This is a genomic window from Xanthomonas sp. 3058, from assembly GCF_014199765.1.
GTDB classification, from domain to species: domain Bacteria; phylum Pseudomonadota; class Gammaproteobacteria; order Xanthomonadales; family Xanthomonadaceae; genus Xanthomonas; species Xanthomonas campestris_B.
On the sequence record NZ_JACHOF010000001.1, the window covers coordinates 789,286 to 806,142 of the forward strand.

11 protein-coding genes are annotated in these 16,857 nt (G+C 64.1%); 8 read left to right on the forward strand and 3 right to left on the reverse strand.

Annotation, left to right across the window (positions count from 1 at the left end):
• Positions 1 to 81 precede the first annotated feature (81 nt).
• The 6 genes from GGR61_RS03545 to azu all read left to right on the forward strand — a co-directional run bounded on the left by GGR61_RS03545 (position 82) and on the right by azu (position 6,793).
• Positions 82 to 2,376, forward strand: coding sequence for a TonB-dependent receptor (locus GGR61_RS03545; protein WP_184620446.1), 2,295 nt, complete (start codon positions 82 to 84; stop codon positions 2,374 to 2,376).
• 85 nt (positions 2,377 to 2,461) lie between these two features.
• Positions 2,462 to 4,069 (forward strand): flavin monoamine oxidase family protein, encoded by a 1,608-nt coding sequence (locus tag GGR61_RS03550; RefSeq protein ID WP_184620447.1) that lies wholly within the window; start codon positions 2,462 to 2,464, stop codon positions 4,067 to 4,069.
• Positions 4,066 to 4,491 (forward strand): cytochrome c, encoded by a 426-nt coding sequence (locus GGR61_RS03555; protein WP_184620448.1) that lies wholly within the window; start codon positions 4,066 to 4,068, stop codon positions 4,489 to 4,491. The genes GGR61_RS03550 and GGR61_RS03555 overlap by 4 nt, the downstream gene beginning before the upstream one ends.
• Before the next feature lie 24 nt (positions 4,492 to 4,515).
• Positions 4,516 to 5,019: a RidA family protein gene (locus tag GGR61_RS03560; protein ID WP_184620449.1), complete on the forward strand. Its 504-nt coding sequence runs from the start codon at positions 4,516 to 4,518 to the stop codon at positions 5,017 to 5,019.
• A 30-nt stretch (positions 5,020 to 5,049) separates the two neighbouring features.
• Entirely contained in the window at positions 5,050 to 6,252 is a 1,203-nt protein-coding gene (locus GGR61_RS03565; protein ID WP_184620450.1) for a pyridoxal phosphate-dependent aminotransferase, read from the forward strand.
• A 91-nt stretch (positions 6,253 to 6,343) separates the two neighbouring features.
• Positions 6,344 to 6,793 carry an azurin gene (gene azu / locus GGR61_RS03570; RefSeq protein WP_184620451.1) on the forward strand — a complete coding sequence of 150 codons (450 nt, stop codon included), beginning with the start codon at positions 6,344 to 6,346 and terminating at the stop codon, positions 6,791 to 6,793.
• A 77-nt stretch (positions 6,794 to 6,870) separates the two neighbouring features.
• On the opposite strand, the gene GGR61_RS03575 is transcribed toward azu, so the two are convergent.
• Together GGR61_RS03575 and hemL are read right to left on the reverse strand one after the other, a co-directional pair.
• On the reverse strand, positions 6,871 to 9,645 hold the full coding sequence (locus tag GGR61_RS03575; protein WP_184620452.1) for a LuxR C-terminal-related transcriptional regulator: 2,775 nt from the start codon (positions 9,643 to 9,645) through the stop codon (positions 6,871 to 6,873).
• Positions 9,646 to 10,120: 475 nt separating this feature from the next.
• A complete protein-coding gene (hemL, locus tag GGR61_RS03580; protein ID WP_184620453.1) occupies positions 10,121 to 11,410 on the reverse strand; it encodes a glutamate-1-semialdehyde 2,1-aminomutase in 1,290 nt (429 codons plus the stop codon).
• Positions 11,411 to 11,748: 338 nt separating this feature from the next.
• Between hemL and GGR61_RS03585 the strand changes: the two genes are divergently transcribed.
• On the forward strand, positions 11,749 to 14,925 hold the full coding sequence (locus GGR61_RS03585; RefSeq protein WP_184620454.1) for a TonB-dependent receptor plug domain-containing protein: 3,177 nt from the start codon (positions 11,749 to 11,751) through the stop codon (positions 14,923 to 14,925).
• Between the two features lie 803 nt (positions 14,926 to 15,728).
• Here the strand turns inward: GGR61_RS03585 and thiE are convergent.
• On the reverse strand, positions 15,729 to 16,352 hold the full coding sequence (thiE, locus tag GGR61_RS03590; RefSeq protein WP_260286838.1) for a thiamine phosphate synthase: 624 nt from the start codon (positions 16,350 to 16,352) through the stop codon (positions 15,729 to 15,731).
• A 23-nt stretch (positions 16,353 to 16,375) separates the two neighbouring features.
• On the opposite strand from thiE, the gene GGR61_RS03595 reads away from it, so the two are divergent.
• On the forward strand, positions 16,376 to 16,615 hold the full coding sequence (locus tag GGR61_RS03595; protein ID WP_184620456.1) for a rubredoxin: 240 nt from the start codon (positions 16,376 to 16,378) through the stop codon (positions 16,613 to 16,615).
• The last annotated feature ends 242 nt before the right edge of the window (positions 16,616 to 16,857 follow it).

Here is a 16,857-nt window from a genome sequence, read left to right on the forward strand (position 1 = left end):
CGCTTCACGCCGCATCAGCGGTGTCAGCCGGTCCTGGGAGGGGGCCGATCACTCAGTACGTACACTCCAGGGGTCGATTGCATGCCTAAGCGCTTCAAAACCGATCAACTGGCGGTCTCGGTCGCCGCCATTCTCACCGCCGCCACGCGTCGCCGCACGCTCACCTCGATGGCCGTGTTGCTAGCTGGCGCGCACAGCCTGCCAGGCCTGGCCCAGGAAGCGCGTACCCTGGATGCGGTCAGTGTGGTCGGTACCGGCTCCACGCGCACCACGGCATCCATTTCCGCCGACGAGATCCAGGCACAGGTGCCCGGCGTGGCGCCGCAGCAGTTACTGGCGAGCCTGCCGGGCGTGAACGTGCAGACCACCGACCCATTCGGGTTGTACGAATTCGGCGACTCGATGACCATTCGCGGCTTTTCCGCCAATCAGATCGGCGTGACGCTGGATGGCATTCCGATCGAAACCTTCGACACCCGCGAAGGCGGGCCGATCACGCGTTATGTGTCCAGCGAAAATCTGCTCGACGTCACCGTGTCGGCCGGCTCGGGCGACGTCACCCAGCCCTCCTATCACGCACTGGGCGGTGCGATCCGCTACACCAGTCTGCCGCCCAGAGGCGGCGATACCTGGAGCGGCAACGCGACCCAGACCATCGGCTCCAACGATCTGGTGCGGAGCTTCGTGCGTCTGGATACGCCGGATTGGTGGGAGGGCGGCCCCAGTGCCTACCTTTCCGCATCGCGCACGCAGGGCGGGGTGTGGGACATGGAGCCGGCCACGCAGAAGAGCGACCACTTCGAAGCCAGGATCCGCCAGGCCTGGGACGTCGGCAGCCTGACCCTGGGCTGGATCTACAACAACCGCAAGGACTACGACGTGCAGTCGTACAACTCCGACGGTTCGGTGTCGTGGGATATCAAGGAACGCATCACCGGCAATCCGGAAGTGGACGCCGAGCATTACAGCGAATGGCAGAACGGCCGGCGCGATTCGCTGCTCAGCCTGCACGGCGACTTCCTGTTCAACGATGCGATCGGCTTCACCTTCACCGGCTACTATGAAAACAAGCATGGCTATGGCGTCGGCGGTACCCCGCCGAGCACGGCCACTGGCCTGTACAACGACGCCATTGCCGGTACGCCCGGGCGCACCGATATCGCCATCAACGATCCGCAGATCCTCGATGCCAACGGCAATGTCACCCGCGTCGGTGCGATGACCCGGCGCGAAGAGCTCCTGGGCGGCGATCGCTATGGTGCGACCACGGCGGTGTCGTGGGAGACCGAACACAACAAGCTCGAAGTCGGCGCGTGGTACGAGAGCTACGATTTCGACCAGGTGCGCCCGCTGTACAACCTGGACCCGGCCACCGGCGGGTTGCTCAAGAACGCCTTGCCGGTCGTCATTTACTACGACAACCATTTCTCCACCGAAGTGAAGCAGCTCTACATCAAGGACACGCTGCGCCTGCTCGATGACCGGCTCACCATGGAGTTCGGCGCCAAGGGACTGGACGTCAAACGCGATTACAACGGCATCGCCAATCTCGATGACTTCAACGTCGGTGCGCGGCGCGATGTCACCATCAAGAACAGCGACTGGTTCCAGCCGCAGGTGGGTGCCAGCTTCCAGCTCGCCGACGGTGTGCAGGTGTTCGCCAACTACGCGGAAAACTTCAGCTCCGCGCCGCGCCTGGCACTGACCTCGGGCGCGTTCAATCCGGATATCGCGCCGGAAGAATCGACCAATATCGACATCGGTATCCGTGCCGAATCGACGCAGTGGAGCGGTTATCTCGCGGCCTACAAGATCGATTACGCGAACCGCATCATCGCCCTCACCGACCCGGACCCGCTGGTGGTCGCGCCCACCGTCTACGCCAACGTCGGCGACGTACAGACCTATGGCGCGGAACTATCCGGCATGTGGAAGCCGGCGCCGGGCTGGCGATTGGGGGCATCGCTGACCTGGAACACATCCGAATTCCAGGACAACTACTTCGGCCCGGTCAGCGGCAACCTGGTGCAGGTGAAAGGCAACGACGTGCCGGATTCACCCAAGGTGATGTTCAGCGTCAACGGCGGGTGGGAAGGCGAGCATTTCTTCGCCAACCTCGATACCAAGTACACCGGCAAACGCTACGGCGACACGCTCAACACCGATCAGGTCGATGCCACCTTCATCGTCAATGGCAGTGTCGGCTATCAGGGCGATGACACCGGCTTTCTCGCCGGTGGACGGCTGCAGGTGTCGGTCTACAACCTGTTCGACAAGGACGATGCGATCGGTGCGGTATTCCCCAACGAAAGCTCCGGCTCCTATCAGCTGGTCGCACCGCGCCAACTGTTCGCCAGCCTGTCCTACAAGTTCTGAGGCGGTGATGCGGCCGGCATCGTTGCCGGCCGCATACGAGTTTGTCAGTCGCTCTTGATCCATGACATGCAAGGACAACGCGTTGATGCAAGGCAATCACTCTGGGGCGATGACACGGCGACAATTGCTGGCGCGCATCGGCATGACCGCTGGCGGCGCAATGATGTATCAGGTGATGAGCAGCCTGGGCATGGCGGCCGAATCCAACTTCAAGGGGCCGTTGCAACTGGACGGCGACCCGAAAGGCGCCTCGGTGCTGATTCTGGGCGCCGGGTTGGCCGGCATGGCTGCCGCCTTCGAGCTGCGCAAGGCCGGGTATCGCGTGCAATTGCTCGAATACAACGATCGCCCCGGTGGCCGTAACTGGACACTGCGCGGCGGCGATCGCTATACCGAGCTTGGCGGGGCGACCCAGCACTGTCAGTTCGACGATGGGCTGTATCTCAATCCCGGCCCGTGGCGCATTCCGCATCACCACAAGGCGGTGCTGAGTTACTGCAAGCAGTTCGGCGTGGCGCTGGAAGCGTTCAACCAGGTCAACTTCAACGCGCTGCTGCATAGCCAGAAAGGCTTCGGCGGCAAGCCGCAACGGTTTCGCGCGATCGATGCCGACTACAAGGGGCACGTGTCCGAGCTGTTGGCCAAGTGCACGCAGCAACACGCACTCGACAAGAGCGTCAGTCGCCAAGACCAGGAAATCTTGCTCGAATCGCTTCGCAACTGGGGCGCACTCGACCACAACTTCGGCTACGTCAAAGGCAAGGAAAGCAGCGAACGGCGCGGATTTGCGCGCTATCCCGGCGGTGGTCTATCGGGCAAGCCGGAATTTTCCGATCCTTTCAACGTGCAGGATGTGCTGCGTTCGCGGCTGTGGACCACCCTGGCCGCAGGCAACAACTACGAAATGCAGACCAGCATGTTTCAGCCGGTGGGCGGCATGGATCAGATCGGCAAGGCGTTCGCGCGCCAGCTCGGCGATAGCATCACCTACAACGCCAAGGTCACCAAGATCGACCAGGACAGCAGCGGCGTGCGTGTGTCCTGGCAGGACGCCGCACGCGGCGGCGAGGAACGCACCGCCAGTGCCGATTGGTGCATCTGCACGATTCCCTTGTCGGTGCTCAGCCGCATTCCGGTGACCGCCAGCGACGCGATGACCACCGCGATCGGCCAGGTGCCATACGCGGCATCGGTCAAGGTGGGCCTGCAATTCAAGCGCCGCTTCTGGGAAGAGGACGAAGCCATCTATGGCGGCATCAGCTACACCGATCTGCCGATCACCTTGATCAGCTATCCCAGCACCAACTATCACAGCCCAGGCAAAGGCGTGCTGCTTGGCGCCTATGTGTGGGGGCTGGATGCCTACCAGTTCACCTCGATGACGCCGGAGCAGCGCGTGCGCAAGGCGGTCGAATACGGCACGCAATTGCATCCGCAATATCCACGCGAATTCGAGAACGGCGTTTCGGTCGGCTGGCACCGCGTGCCGTTCACGCATGGCTGCTTCGGCATGTGGAGCGAGCAGGCACGTGCCGAGCACTACACGCCGCTGTGCCAGATCGACGGCCGCCTGGCGTTGGCAGGCGAGCATGTGTCCTACATCCCGGCCTGGCAGGAAGGCGCGATTCTGTCCGCGCACGATGTCGTGGACCGACTGCATCGCAAGGTACTTGCCGGAGGAGCCCGCGCATGAGCCTGTTGTCACGATGGGCCATCGCCGCTTTCGTGGTGGCGCTTGCAGGGTTGCTGCTGCCACCGGGGATGTACGAGGCGCAGGCGCAGAGTTCCGATGCCACGCAGCTGTTTCCGCAGCAGGGTTTTGCCAAGGCGTCCGGCAAGGATGTCTATCAGGCGATCTGCCAGGGCTGTCACATGTCGGCCGGCAACGGTGCGCACGGTGCGGGCGAATATCCCGCGCTTGCCGGCAATCCCAAACTGGCCGCCGCGCCCTATGTGACCATGATGGTGCTCGACGGGCATGCCGGCATGCCCGGCTTTGGCGACATGCTCGACGACCGCCAGGTGGCCGAGGTGGTGAGCTACGTGCGCACCCACTTCGGCAACGATCACGCCGATGCCGTCACCGTTGACGACGTCAAATTGCTGCGCCACTGATTTCCACTCATGCAAGGAGTTGCCATGTTTCGTCCACTGACGTCTGTTCTCACTGCCGCGATGTTGTGGTCCGCCTGCCTGACCGCCGCGCATGCTGCCGAGGTGATCCGTCACAAGATTCCCAATAGCGATTTCCCCATCGCTGCCGCCGTGGAGATTCCCGCCGGCAAGGCCACCGTCTACGTCAGCGGCAAGGTGCCGGCCGTGGTGGATACCAGCGCGCCGAAAGACTCGGCTGCCGCCTATGGCGACACCAAGGCGCAGACGGTGAGCGTGTTGAATCAAGTCAGGCAGCAACTCGCTGCAATCGGTTTGGGGATGGGAGACGTGGTGAAGATGCAGGTGTTTCTGGTCGGCGATCCGGCACTGGGCGGCAAGATGGATTTCAACGGGTTCATGGAGGGCTATCGCCAGTTCTTCGGCACCAAGGAGCAGCCCAATCTGCCGGCGCGTTCCGCGTTCCAGATCGCTGCATTGGGCAATCCGCTGTATCGGGTGGAAATTGAAGTGGTCGCTGTTCGTCCTTGAATCGGCGTTGCCGTCCTGTTGGAGGTTGTGATGAAAACTGCTCTTTCGCGCCGCATGTTTCTGCGTGATTCCGCCCTGTTTGCCGGTGCTGCCGGCGCCAGTGCCCTGCCGCTGCTGGCCAATGCGGCCGAGCGTGCCGCCGCTGCCGTGCCGACAGCGGCAAGCGCGTTGTCGCCGGTGATGATCGGTTCCAACGAATTTCCCGATGGTCCGTCGCCCGCTGCGTTGCAGGCCATTGCGCAGATTGCGCCACGAGGCGGGCGTTACCTGCGCGATGTGCAGATGGAACTGATGAATACCCTGGCTGCCGAACTCAAGTTGCCGGTGAATCATCTGATGGCCTATGCCGGTTCCACCGAACCGCTGGACTACACGATGCTGGCGTTCACCTCGCCCAGTGCCGCGCTCGTCACCGCCGATCCCACCTACGAATCCGGCTGGCGTGCCGCCACCCGCAATGGCGCCAAGCTCATCAAGGTGCCGCTGCGCAAGGACTTCTCGCACGACGTGCAGGCGATGTGCGCGGCCGATGCCAGCCCCGGCGTGATCTACATCTGCAATCCCAACAATCCCACCGGTTCGGTGACCGCCCGCAAGGATCTGGATTACGCCCTGGCGCACAAGCCCAAGGGAAGCGTGCTGGTGGTGGACGAGGCCTATATCCACTTTGCGCAAAGCACCCGCAGCGTGGTGGACATGGTTGCCGCAGGCGAGGACGTCGTGGTGTTGCGCACGTTCTCCAAACTCTACGGCATGGCCGGCATGCGTCTGGGCTATGCGGCCGCACGCCCGGACCTGTTGGCCAAGCTCATGTTCTACAGCGTCAACAGCTTGCCGGTGACTGCAGTCGCTGCCGGGCTGGCGAGCTTGCGCGACCCGGCACTGGTGCCGCAGCGCCGCGCCCGCACTGCCGCCACGCGCAAGGACGTCATGGATTTTCTCGCCAAGCAGGGCTATGCCTGCACCGCGTCGGAGAGCAACTGCTTCATGGTCGATGTAAAGCGCCCTGCCGCAGGATTCAAGGACGACATGGCCACCCATGGCGTGTTCATCGGTCGTAGCTGGCCGGTGTGGCCGACCTGGTCGCGGATCACGGTGGGCACCGAGGCGGAGATGGCGCGCTTCAAGCAGGCGTTCGTGCAGGTGATGGCCGGCAAGCGCGGCCCGTTGCCGTTGTCGGAAGCCACGGCCGATGCGCATGATCCGATGGATGCTTTTTTCCGTTACGCGTGAGGCGTTACCCTGATCGCACCGGCACGTGCACACGCGTCGGTGCGGGCAGGCGCGCCGCGCGTTGCGCATTCTTTATCGCAGGAGTGTTCCTTTGAAATTGTTTTCGATGTTTGCCGTGGTTGGCCTGGTGCTGATGGCGCCTTCGGCATGGGCGCGGACGTGTGCGGTGACCATCACCGGCAACGATCAGATGAAGTTCGACCAGAGCGCGATCAAACTGGCACCCGACTGCACGCAGGTGGACCTCACACTCAAGCACTCCGGCAAGATGGCGGCCACAGTGATGGGCCACAACTGGGTGCTAACCAAGTCTGCCGATTTCCAGGCGGTCGCCAATGCCGGCGTGCGCTCGACCATCGCCGACAGTTATCTGCCCAAGGCCGATGCCCGGGTGATCGCGCATACCAAGGTCATCGGCGGCGGCGACAGCACCACCGTGAGCTTTCCGACCAGCAAGCTGAGCAAGGGCGGCGACTACACGTTCTTCTGCTCGTTCCCCGGCCACTGGGCGATGATGAAAGGCACGCTGAGCTTTGGTTGATGGCGTGCGATGCGCCCATCGCTGGCACCGCAACTGAGAGGGGCGCATCTCCTGTCTCGAGGACGGGATGCGCGCGTTCAGTTCGGTGACGGCGGTTCCGGTCCGTCCTGCGCATCCGCGGCACGCAATAGCCCACGCTGCAGCGCCTGCGCCAGCGCGCTTTCGCGGCTGCGCGCGTCGAGCTTGCGGTACAGATTCTTCAGATGGAATTTGACCGTGTTTTCCGATAGGTGCAGGCAGCGTGCGATCTGTTTGTTGGAGTAGCCGCGTGCCAGTTGCGCGAGGACTTCCAGTTCGCGTTCGCTGAAGATGTCGTTGGCTGGCTCATCTTCGCCGCTGAGGCGTTCGAGCAGCGACTGGATGGTGAGTGCACGCGTGGTACCGCCAACGGTGTGCGGGTCGTGCTGGCGGAGCGAGCGCAGCATGGCCTTTGCGGGTAGGCCGAGTTCGACAATTGCCTGCCAGCTCTGCGTCAGCGCCACATGTTCCAGCGCGCTATAGAGATGCGGCAGCGCAGCGAGCAGTTCGCCACGTTGCTGCAGCACCAGGGCGATGCGCGCGCGGGTGCGGGCGAGGTGGCACAGATTGTCGTTGGCGAGGCAGGCTTGTTCGATCTGGCCCAGGATGGTCAGCGCGGCGCTGCTGCGTCCGGCCAGGCGATGCCAGCGGGCCAGCGCAAATCCCATCGCCGCACGATCGCGCCAGCGATGCGGCGAACGTAGCGTATGCGCCAAACCGGATTCGCCACCGGTCCGTGCGATCAGGACATCGATGGCGGCATTGCCGGGATGTTCCAGCAGCAGCATCAGGCGCCATGCCGCCGCCAGCTCCGACAGCCGTGTCAGCTTGCGCCCATGGGCGATCTGCTCGACGTGTTCGAGCACCGCCAATGCGCTGCGCCCGCTGTGATCGCGTAGGCGTTCCAGGCCCAGCGCCGTGTCGTAGCCGGCTGCCAGCACATCGATGCCGCCGTCGTGTTGCTCCAGCAATTCCAGCGCCGGATGCAGCAGGTCGGCGGCATCGTCGTGGTGGCCGCGTTCGTAGTGCAGCTGTGCCAGCAGGCAGTTGCCGGCGGCCTCCAGCACGCGGTCCAGCTGCGGCGTGCGCCTGCACCAGTTCAATGCCTGTTGGTAACAGGTTTCGGCATCGCCGAGCCGGCCGCGATAGAAGAAGCTCTGGCCCAACGACAGCAGTGCCTGGCTGGCGCCCAGATCGCTGCCGCCACGATGCATCGCGTCGCGTGCATTGACTGCATAGCGTTCTGCAGTCGCAAAGGCGCCCTGTGCCATGGCCGTGTTGGCGCAGATGCACAGCAGCATGCCGCGGCCCAGATGGTCGTCCTCGTCCAGTGCGCTTGCCTGCGCGGCGATCTGGGTCAGGCCGTGCGGATTGGCGCAGATTTCGTCCAGACGATCGCGCAGCAGCGCCACCACCACGGTGTAGTCGCGCTGCAACGGCTCGCGCAGCGCAGCGGGAAAGTCGCGAAAGCGTTCCAGCAACACGCGTGCGTGACTGAATTCGCCGAGCCTGATGTGCAGGTGCGCCTGGGTGAGATTCAGTGCTGGCGTGTCGCGGATGATGCGGTGTTCGAAGTGGCGCAGCAGCGCGCGGACTGCGTGGGTGCCGTGGGTCAATAACAATTGCCAGGTGCCTGCGCGGGCGATGTAGCTGGCAGCCAGGTCGCCACAATCGCCACGCGCGGCATGCCGTACCGCCTCGGCCAGATGCTGGTGATCGCCGAACCAGCGTGCGGCGCGCTGATGCAGCTGCGTGGCCTGGCCGGGATGTTCGCGGTCGAGCAGCTGCTGCAGGAAGTCGGCAAACAGCGGGTGATAGCGAAACCACTCGCGTTCCTCGTCCAACGGCACCAGCAGCCCGTGGAAATGTTCCAGCCGCGCCAGCAGGCGTCCGCTATCGGTACGCTGGCGCACCGCATCGGCCAGCGAGGCGTTGACGCGCTCCAGCGGGCTGGTACGCAACAGCAGGTCGCGCGTGTCGGCATCCAGGTCGTTGACCACCTGTTCGGCCAGATATGCCGCAATCTGCGCGCTGCGGCCGGAAAACCGCGCGGCAACTTCCTGCTGACGTTGCGCGCCGCCTTCCAGCCACAGCCGTGCCAGATGCAGCGCAACCGGCCAGCCCTCGGTGTAGCGCAGCAATGCGTCCACCACCGGTGGCGGTATCTGCGGCCCGAGCAATGCCTGCGCTTCGTGCGCGTCCAGCGCCAGTTGCGCGCTGCCGACGCGGCTGAGTTGCGCCTGCAGATCCAGGCGCGCCAGCGGCAGCGCCGGCACCCGTCGGGTGGCGAGCAGCAGATGCAGCTGCCCACCACTGTGTTCGATCAGACGCAACACCAGTTCGTCGACAAGGCCGCTGCCGAGCCGGTCGTAATCATCGAGAATCACGCTGATGCGGCGTGGCGCGGCACGCAGTGCGCGGATCAACACGGTCACCGCTTCGCGCGGGTCCTGGTCGCGGTTGTGCAGCACCGTCGCGCAGAGCGCGGGATCTGCGCCCGCGTTCTGGATGGCCAGTGCGAAATGGCCGAGGAAGCGCGCCGCGTCCGCATCCTCTTCATCCAGCGACAGCCACGCCGCTGCGCCGTGTTCGCGTGCAAGCAACCGCGCATGCCACTGCGCCAGCAGCGTGGTCTTGCCGAAGCCCGGTGGCGCCAGCAGCAGGGTGAGCGGCTGCGCCTGTGCTTGAGCCAGCGCGGCCAGCAACGCCTCGCGCACCACCACACCGGGACGCGGCAAGGGTGGCTCGAGCTTGCTGGCAAGCAGCCAATCGGGAAGGGCGGATTCGCGCGGCGGTGACGGGCGCGGGGTGAGCAACGCAACAGGCTTGAGCATGAGGCGAGGGCGGCCGTGTAAAGCGTCGACAGCGTGTCGGCTCGACACGCTGCACAACGGAGTGAAACAGCGGCAACGGCCAGTGCGTCGCCGTGACGGCGACAACGGCGGATCGGCTGCTTCGAAGGGTCCCCACCCATGCCCATCCGTGGACACCTTACAGAAAGGTATGACAGCGACAAGACAAAAGCAAAGCCTAATGGCCGTTGTCAGCTGTCTTGGGCGCGATCGATGATGCGAGGTGTGCGCAAGATCAAGGAAAGGTCGCGTCCGCCTGGCGCGTGCGTGGCGGGCTGCGAATGAACTGCCGGTCCTGGACGCGGCACTTCTGCCTGCCTGCCGGCCGCCGCACCTGCGCAGAGGCAGGTGCCCGCACCGCCAACGGCGTTTGCAGCAGTGCCGGCGTTCAAGACGTTGCCGTTGCGGTGGCTAGCCCGTGCTATTCAGGCTTGCGGCGCACGGGCATGAATGCGCTTCAGCGCGCCACTTCCGCAAACGCTTCGCGCGCTGCCGCCAGCGTGGCTTCGATCACCGATGCGTCGTGGGCGCTGGACATGAAGCCGGCCTCGTATGCCGACGGCGCCAGATACACGCCCCGCTGCAGCATCGCGTGGAAGAAGCGATTGAAGGTGGTGATGTCGCAGGCGGTGGCCTGCGCGTAGCTCTCCACGATCTCGTCGGTGAAGAACAGCCCGAACATGCCGCCGACCTGGTTGGTGGTGACCGCGATGCCGGCGGCATGGGCGGCATCTTCCAGGCCTTCGCACAGCACACTGGTGGCCTCGCTCAGGCGCGCGTGGAAGCCCGGCTCCTGCACCAGCTCCAGCATTGCCAGGCCGGCCGCCATGGCGACCGGATTGCCGGACAAGGTGCCGGCCTGGTAGATCGGGCCGGCAGGAGCGATCTGTTCCATCAAGTCGCGTCGGCCGCCATAGGCGCCCACCGGCATGCCGCCACCGATGATCTTGCCGAAGGTGCTCAGGTCCGGTGTTACCCCGTAGTGCGCCTGCGCGCCGCCGAGCGCGACGCGGAAGCCGGTCATCACCTCGTCGAAGATCAGCAGCGCGCCATGTCGCGTGCACAGCGTGCGCAGGTGCTGCAGATAGCCGGCCTGCGGCGGAATGCAGTTGGCGTTGCCCACCACCGGTTCGATGATCACCGCCGCCACGTCGGCGCCGATCTCGTCGAACATGGCGGTGGCGCCTTCGAAGTCGTTGAAGCTGAGCGTGGCGGTCAGTTCGCTCAGGCCGGCCGGCACGCCCGGCGAGGTCGGCACGCCCAGGGTCAGCATGCCGCTGCCGGCCTTGACCAGGAACGAGTCGCCGTGGCCGTGGTAACAGCCTTCGAACTTGATGATGCGGTTACGCCCGGTGGCGCCGCGCGCCAGCCGCACTGCCGACAACGTGGCTTCGGTGCCGGAGTTGACCATGCGCACCATCTCGCAGGAGGGCACCAGCCGATTGATGGTCTGCGCCATGGTGACCTCGGCCGCGCAGGGCGCGCCGAACGACAGGCCGTCCCGAATCGCACGCTCCACCGCCTCGCGTACCGCTGGGTGGTTATGACCGGCGATCATCGGGCCCCATGAGCCCACGTAGTCGATGTAGCGGTTGTCGTCCACGTCGTACAGATACGGGCCATCGGCGCGCGCCACGAAGAACGGCTCGCCGCCGACCGACTTGAATGCACGCACCGGCGAGTTGACGCCGCCGGGCAGCAAGGTCTGCGCCTGGGTAAAGAGGGCGTGGGAGCGGGAGTGGTTCATGCGCGCAGATCCTTGAGTGGTGCCGAGAGTGGTGCCGATGGGGGGACGTCGATGCCCGTTGCCGGGCACCGCGTTGACCATTGTCAGGCCTGGGGGGCTCTGCGCCTACCCACCAGGTGGCCGCCTACCCGTCGGAGCGCCCGGGTAGGGCCGGGCGGCTGCCTATGATCAAGCGCGACGTGATCGATGGTCGGGCATGCGGCGGCTTTGGGCATGACGTCATGGCCCGCAGTTATTGGCGCCCTGCCGCAGATCTTCACAGAGTGTGATTCCGGTAGCCGTTGGCGCCGTTCAATTTCTAGTCGCCTTGCCGACAGTGACAGACTTGGGGAGAAAGCATGAACCGTAGTATCCAGAAGCGTGCCTTGGCGTTGGCGCTGGTCGTGGCAATCGGCAGCGCGCAGGCGCAGTCCACCACCGGCAGCATCGTCGGCAGCGTGGGGCAGGGCAGCGGCACCAGCGTGCTGGTGGAAAACAACAGCGGCTTCGCCCGCGAGGTGCCGGTGGATGCGCGCGGCCGCTACACCGCCGGCAATCTGCCGCTGGGCACCTACAAGGTGACGGTCAAGCGCGATGGCGCGGTGGTGGAAACCCGCGAAAATGTCGCCATCACCGTCGGCGCCAACACCGATGTGTCCTTCGCTGCGGCGTCGGCAAGCGGCGTGCAGACGCTGGACAGCGTCACCGTCAATGCCGCCAGCCTGGCCAGCATCGACGTCAGCAGCGTGGACACCCGCACCGTGGTCACCGCCGAACAGCTGGCGCAACTGCCGCTGGGCCGCACTGCCGAAGCCATCGCGCTGCTGGCGCCGGGCGTGGTGGTCAACAGCGGCGGCTTCGACAACGGCCCGCTCGGCGGCTCGCTGCCCAGCTTCGGCGGTTCGGCCGCCAGCGAAAACGCCTATTACCTCAACGGCTTCAACACTACCGCGATCAGCAACAACCTGGGCGGTCTGACCTTGCCGTACGGGGCCATCGACCAGCAGGAAATCTTCACCGGTGGCTACGGCGCGCAGTTCGGCCGTTCCAACGGCGGTGTGATCAACCAGATCGGCAAGCGCGGCACCAACGAATGGAAGTTCGGCGCCGCCACCATCTGGGAGCCGAACGGTCTGAAGGCCAACCAGCGCGATATTTACTGGCGCCCGGACAGCCAGACCAGTGCGGTCAACAACGCCGCCTACAGCTACGCGCGTGCCGCCAATGGGCTGTATCAGCCGCAGAGCGCGGCCGAAGCCAGCCAGACCACTTATAGCGCCTATGTCGGTGGCCCGATCATTCAGGACAAGCTGTTTTTCTTCCTGGCTGCCGAACAAGTGGATTCGGACGGTGTGCGGGTGGCGTCCAATCGCGATTCCGACAATGGCCGTACCGGCGGCCTCACCAACTACGACTACAAGCAGAAGCGCTGGTACGCAAAGGTGGACTGGAACATCACCGACAATCACCTGATCGAGGTGACCGGTGCCAGCGACGAGGCCGAAACCAGCGGCTCCATCTACCGTTACAACTATGTCGACCGCGAGCGCGGCAGCTACTTCACCGACGAGTCCACCTGGAAAACCGGGCCGACGTTGTTTACCGGCAAGTACACCGGCTACATCGGCGACAACCTCACCGTGACCGCGCTGTACGGCAAGATGACCACGCCCGATGAACTGACACCCTTCAACTACGACGCGGCAGGTGGCCCGGTCATCAATAGCGCCGCCTTGCAGAACCCGGCCTACACCGGTGGTACGCAGCGCATCGGCAACCAGTTGGTCACGTCGGTCAGCTCGCCGGATCGCGAGTACAAAAAAGACAATCAGCGCCTGAATCTTGAATGGCGTATCGGCCGCCACACGCTCAACTTCGGTATCGACAACCAGAAATCCGAAGGTGTCGATGTCGGCTCGGTGCTATCCGGCCCAGGCTATGCATGGACCTACGGCCGCACCAACGATCCCAACGGGCTGGCGACCGGCGGCCTGGTCAGCCAGTCGGCCAACGAAGCCGGCGGCATCGGTGCGCCGAGCCCCGGTCTGGTCGATCCTGTCAACGGATCGAGCGGCTATTACGTGGTGCGCAACATCAACACCAGCCTGTATTCCTACGAAGCCAAGCAACGCGCCTACTACATCGAAGACAAGTGGCAGGTCACCGACAACGTGCTGCTGAGCATCGGCCTGCGCAAGGACGAGTTCACCAACTACACCCCGTTCGGCGATCCCTACATCGAAGTGGATAACGCCTGGGCACCGCGTTTGGGTTTCAGTTGGGACGTCAACGGCGATTCCAGCCTGAAGGTGTTCGGCAACGTCGGTCGTTACTATCTGGGCCTGCCGTTGTCGGCAGTGAGCCTGTTCACCCCGGCCACCACCACCGATACCTACTTCACCTACAGCGGCATCAACGCCGATGGCACGCCGGTCCTGGCGCAGCAGCTGGGTTCGGCAGTGTCGGCCAACTCGCGCTTCGGCCGTATCGCCGATGTGCGCACCGCGGTGGTCAAGGACATCGAAGGCGAGAACCAGGACGAAGTGATCCTGGGCTTCACCAAGCAACTGGACACCGGCTGGGTGCTGGGCGTGCGCGGTACCCATCGCCGCCTCAATGCCGGCATCGACGACCAGAACTACGACGTCTCCAACACCGCGCTGATCGACGCCGCTGCGGCGCAAGGCGTGACCATCGACTTCTCGCAAGTGGCCGGTGCATCGCTGATCAATCCCGGCCAGACCAATACCTGGGGCGTGATCGGCACCGACGGACAGTTCCATGAGGTGTCGGTCAGCCGTGAGGCGGCGGGCTTCCCCAAGTTCAAGCGCAATTACTCGGCGGTGGAGTTCAACTTGGAGCGCCCGTTCGACGGCAAGTGGTACGCCAAGGTCAACTACGTCTGGTCGCATAGCTACGGCACCACCGAAGGCCAGGTGCGCTCGGACCTGTGGCGTACTGGCGGTGCGCTGGGCAGTTACCAGGGCCAGGCCTCGGTGTCGACGACGCAGAGCTGGGACCATGCGGCGTTGATGGAGCACTTCAACGGCGATCAATCCAACGATCACCGCCACCAGCTCAAGCTGTTCGGCTTCTATCAGTTCACTCCGCAATGGGGCGCCTCGGCCAACTTCAGCCTGATCTCGGGCGCGCCGCATAACTGCCTGGGCAACTACTACGGCGATACCTACAGCGGCCGCGACCCGGCCGGCTACGGCGGCAGTGCGATCACCGGTGGGCCGTACCACTACTGCTACAACCCGGAAACCGGCACCGGCAGTGCATCGCCTCCGGGCTCGCAGGGACGGCTTGGCTGGATCGCCCAGCTCGACATGGGGGTGACCTACAAGCCGGCGTTCGCCGACGGCAAGCTGGCAGTGCGCTTCGATGTGTTCAACATCACCAACGAGCAGACCGCGACCAATATCTATCCTTTCTCGCAGCTGCCCGACAACACCACCAACCCGCTGTGGGACCAGGTCGTGGCCTACCAGGCACCGCGCTCGGGCCGGGTGACGTTGAGCTACGACTTCTAATTGCGTTAGGCGACGGAGTCACAACCAGCAGCGACGCGTGATGCCACGCGTCGCTGCTTTTTCTGGGGTGATGGGGCTCTAACCAGCTTCAATCGTCTGAATAAGACGCGCGATAAGACACGCGACCCGCGCGACTTTTTTTACCGGGTCACGACCAACCTTCTGGTTCGGCGAGGGCAGCGCGTCCTCGGCCCACTGAGCTGTTGCCTGCATCTATCCGACGCGACGACTCGATCATTCGGTTGTCCTGGGTGGGGTGGATGATGCGGATAGATCACTTGCAGAGCGGTTGATCTGCGGTTTGGCTGCAGGGTCCTTGCCCGCCTACCATCGCGGGACACGCTGCAAGTACGTCCTTGTAAGCTCTTACGCGGCATCCATGCCGCGTAAGGTCCCGCGACGGTAGGCGGGCAAGGACCAGTCGAGAGTGTCGGTGTGCATGGTGCAAGCAGTGCATGACGTGCTTCTAGTTCGTCAGCTAGCGTGTTCTGCGAGCCATGCCAGCAAGCCTACGCAACTTGCGAGGCAGCCAGCTTTTGATCCGGCTACCGACCAACGTCCTGGTGCGGTGTCCTCACCGATTGCGGGACCGTGTGGCGGCATGGATGCCGCCACCGAGCCTCCATGGACGGATTCACGGCGTGTCCCGCGAGCGGTGAGGGCACCGCGCCCTCGACTAACCAAGCTTTTGACCTGAGCTTCCGACTGCATCAAACATCGCTACGACTCGAAATCTTGATGGTCTTGCGTCTGGCGTTTTGGACAGCACGTGTCGAGGGCAACGCTGTCGTCTGCCAGCAGCGCTACTGCGCAAACCCGGCCCGATATGCCTGCACTGCTGCGAGCGGGTCCGGCGCGGCGTACACGCCACTAACCACTGCAACCAACTCGGCACCTGCTGCAACCAACTCGGGCACCTGCGCAGCCGCGATGCCGCCAATCGCCACCCGTGGCACTCCCAGTTTTCCAGCTTGCTGTAGCAACGCAGGCGTGGCGCGACGCGTCGTCACCTTGGTCGTGGTCGGGAAAAACGCACCGAAGGCCACATAGCTGGCACCTGCGGCAGCTGCGGCGCGGGCGCGAGCGATCTCGTCGTAGCATGACACCCCGATGATCGCCTGCGGCCCCAGCAGCGCGCGTGCCGCCGCTACCTCGCCATCGTCTTCGCCCAGATGCACGCCGTGCGCGCCGACCTGCGCTGCCAGCTGCGCATCGTCGTTGATGATCAGCGGCACGCCGTGGGCGGCGCAGGCCTCGCGCAGGGCGGTCGCCTGCTGCAGCCGTAGCGCGGCGTCGGCGTGCTTGTTGCGGTATTGCAGCCAGGTGATGCACGGCAACAGCGGCGCGGTACGCGCAAGCAGGCGCTGCGTATCGGCATCGTCGGGGGTGATCAGGTAGACGCCGCGGGCGTCTTGCAGCTGGAGCATGGCAGCGCTTCCGGAAGCGGTGGGTGGGATGGGACAATGCAGCCCCACCGTTGCGTGACCGCGATTATCCAATGAGCGACACATCCACCACCACCTACCGCACCTGGATGTGCGTGGTCTGCGGATTTCTCTACCACGAGGCCGACGGCATCCCCGAAGAAGGCATCGCGCCAGGGACCAGCTGGCAAGACGTTCCCGAGACCTGGACCTGCCCGGATTGCGGCGTGACCAAGGACGACTTCGAGATGGTCGAGATCGACTGACGGAATACTGTTGAAAAAGTCTTATTGATCTTATCTCTGGAGAGTAATGGAATTAATCTCCTTTGATTGAGCGTCTTATTTGTGAAAGTTGCAAGCCAAATTTAACAAGCGTAGCCTCCATGGGCGGCCCGCGATGGCTGCCAGAGTCTTCATTATTTTTGGTTGCTGATGTGTTGGCAGTGCTATCCCTGGTGCCGGGCGCAGCATCTCAGCTGTCTATAGGAGCCAATGCACAGAGCGCT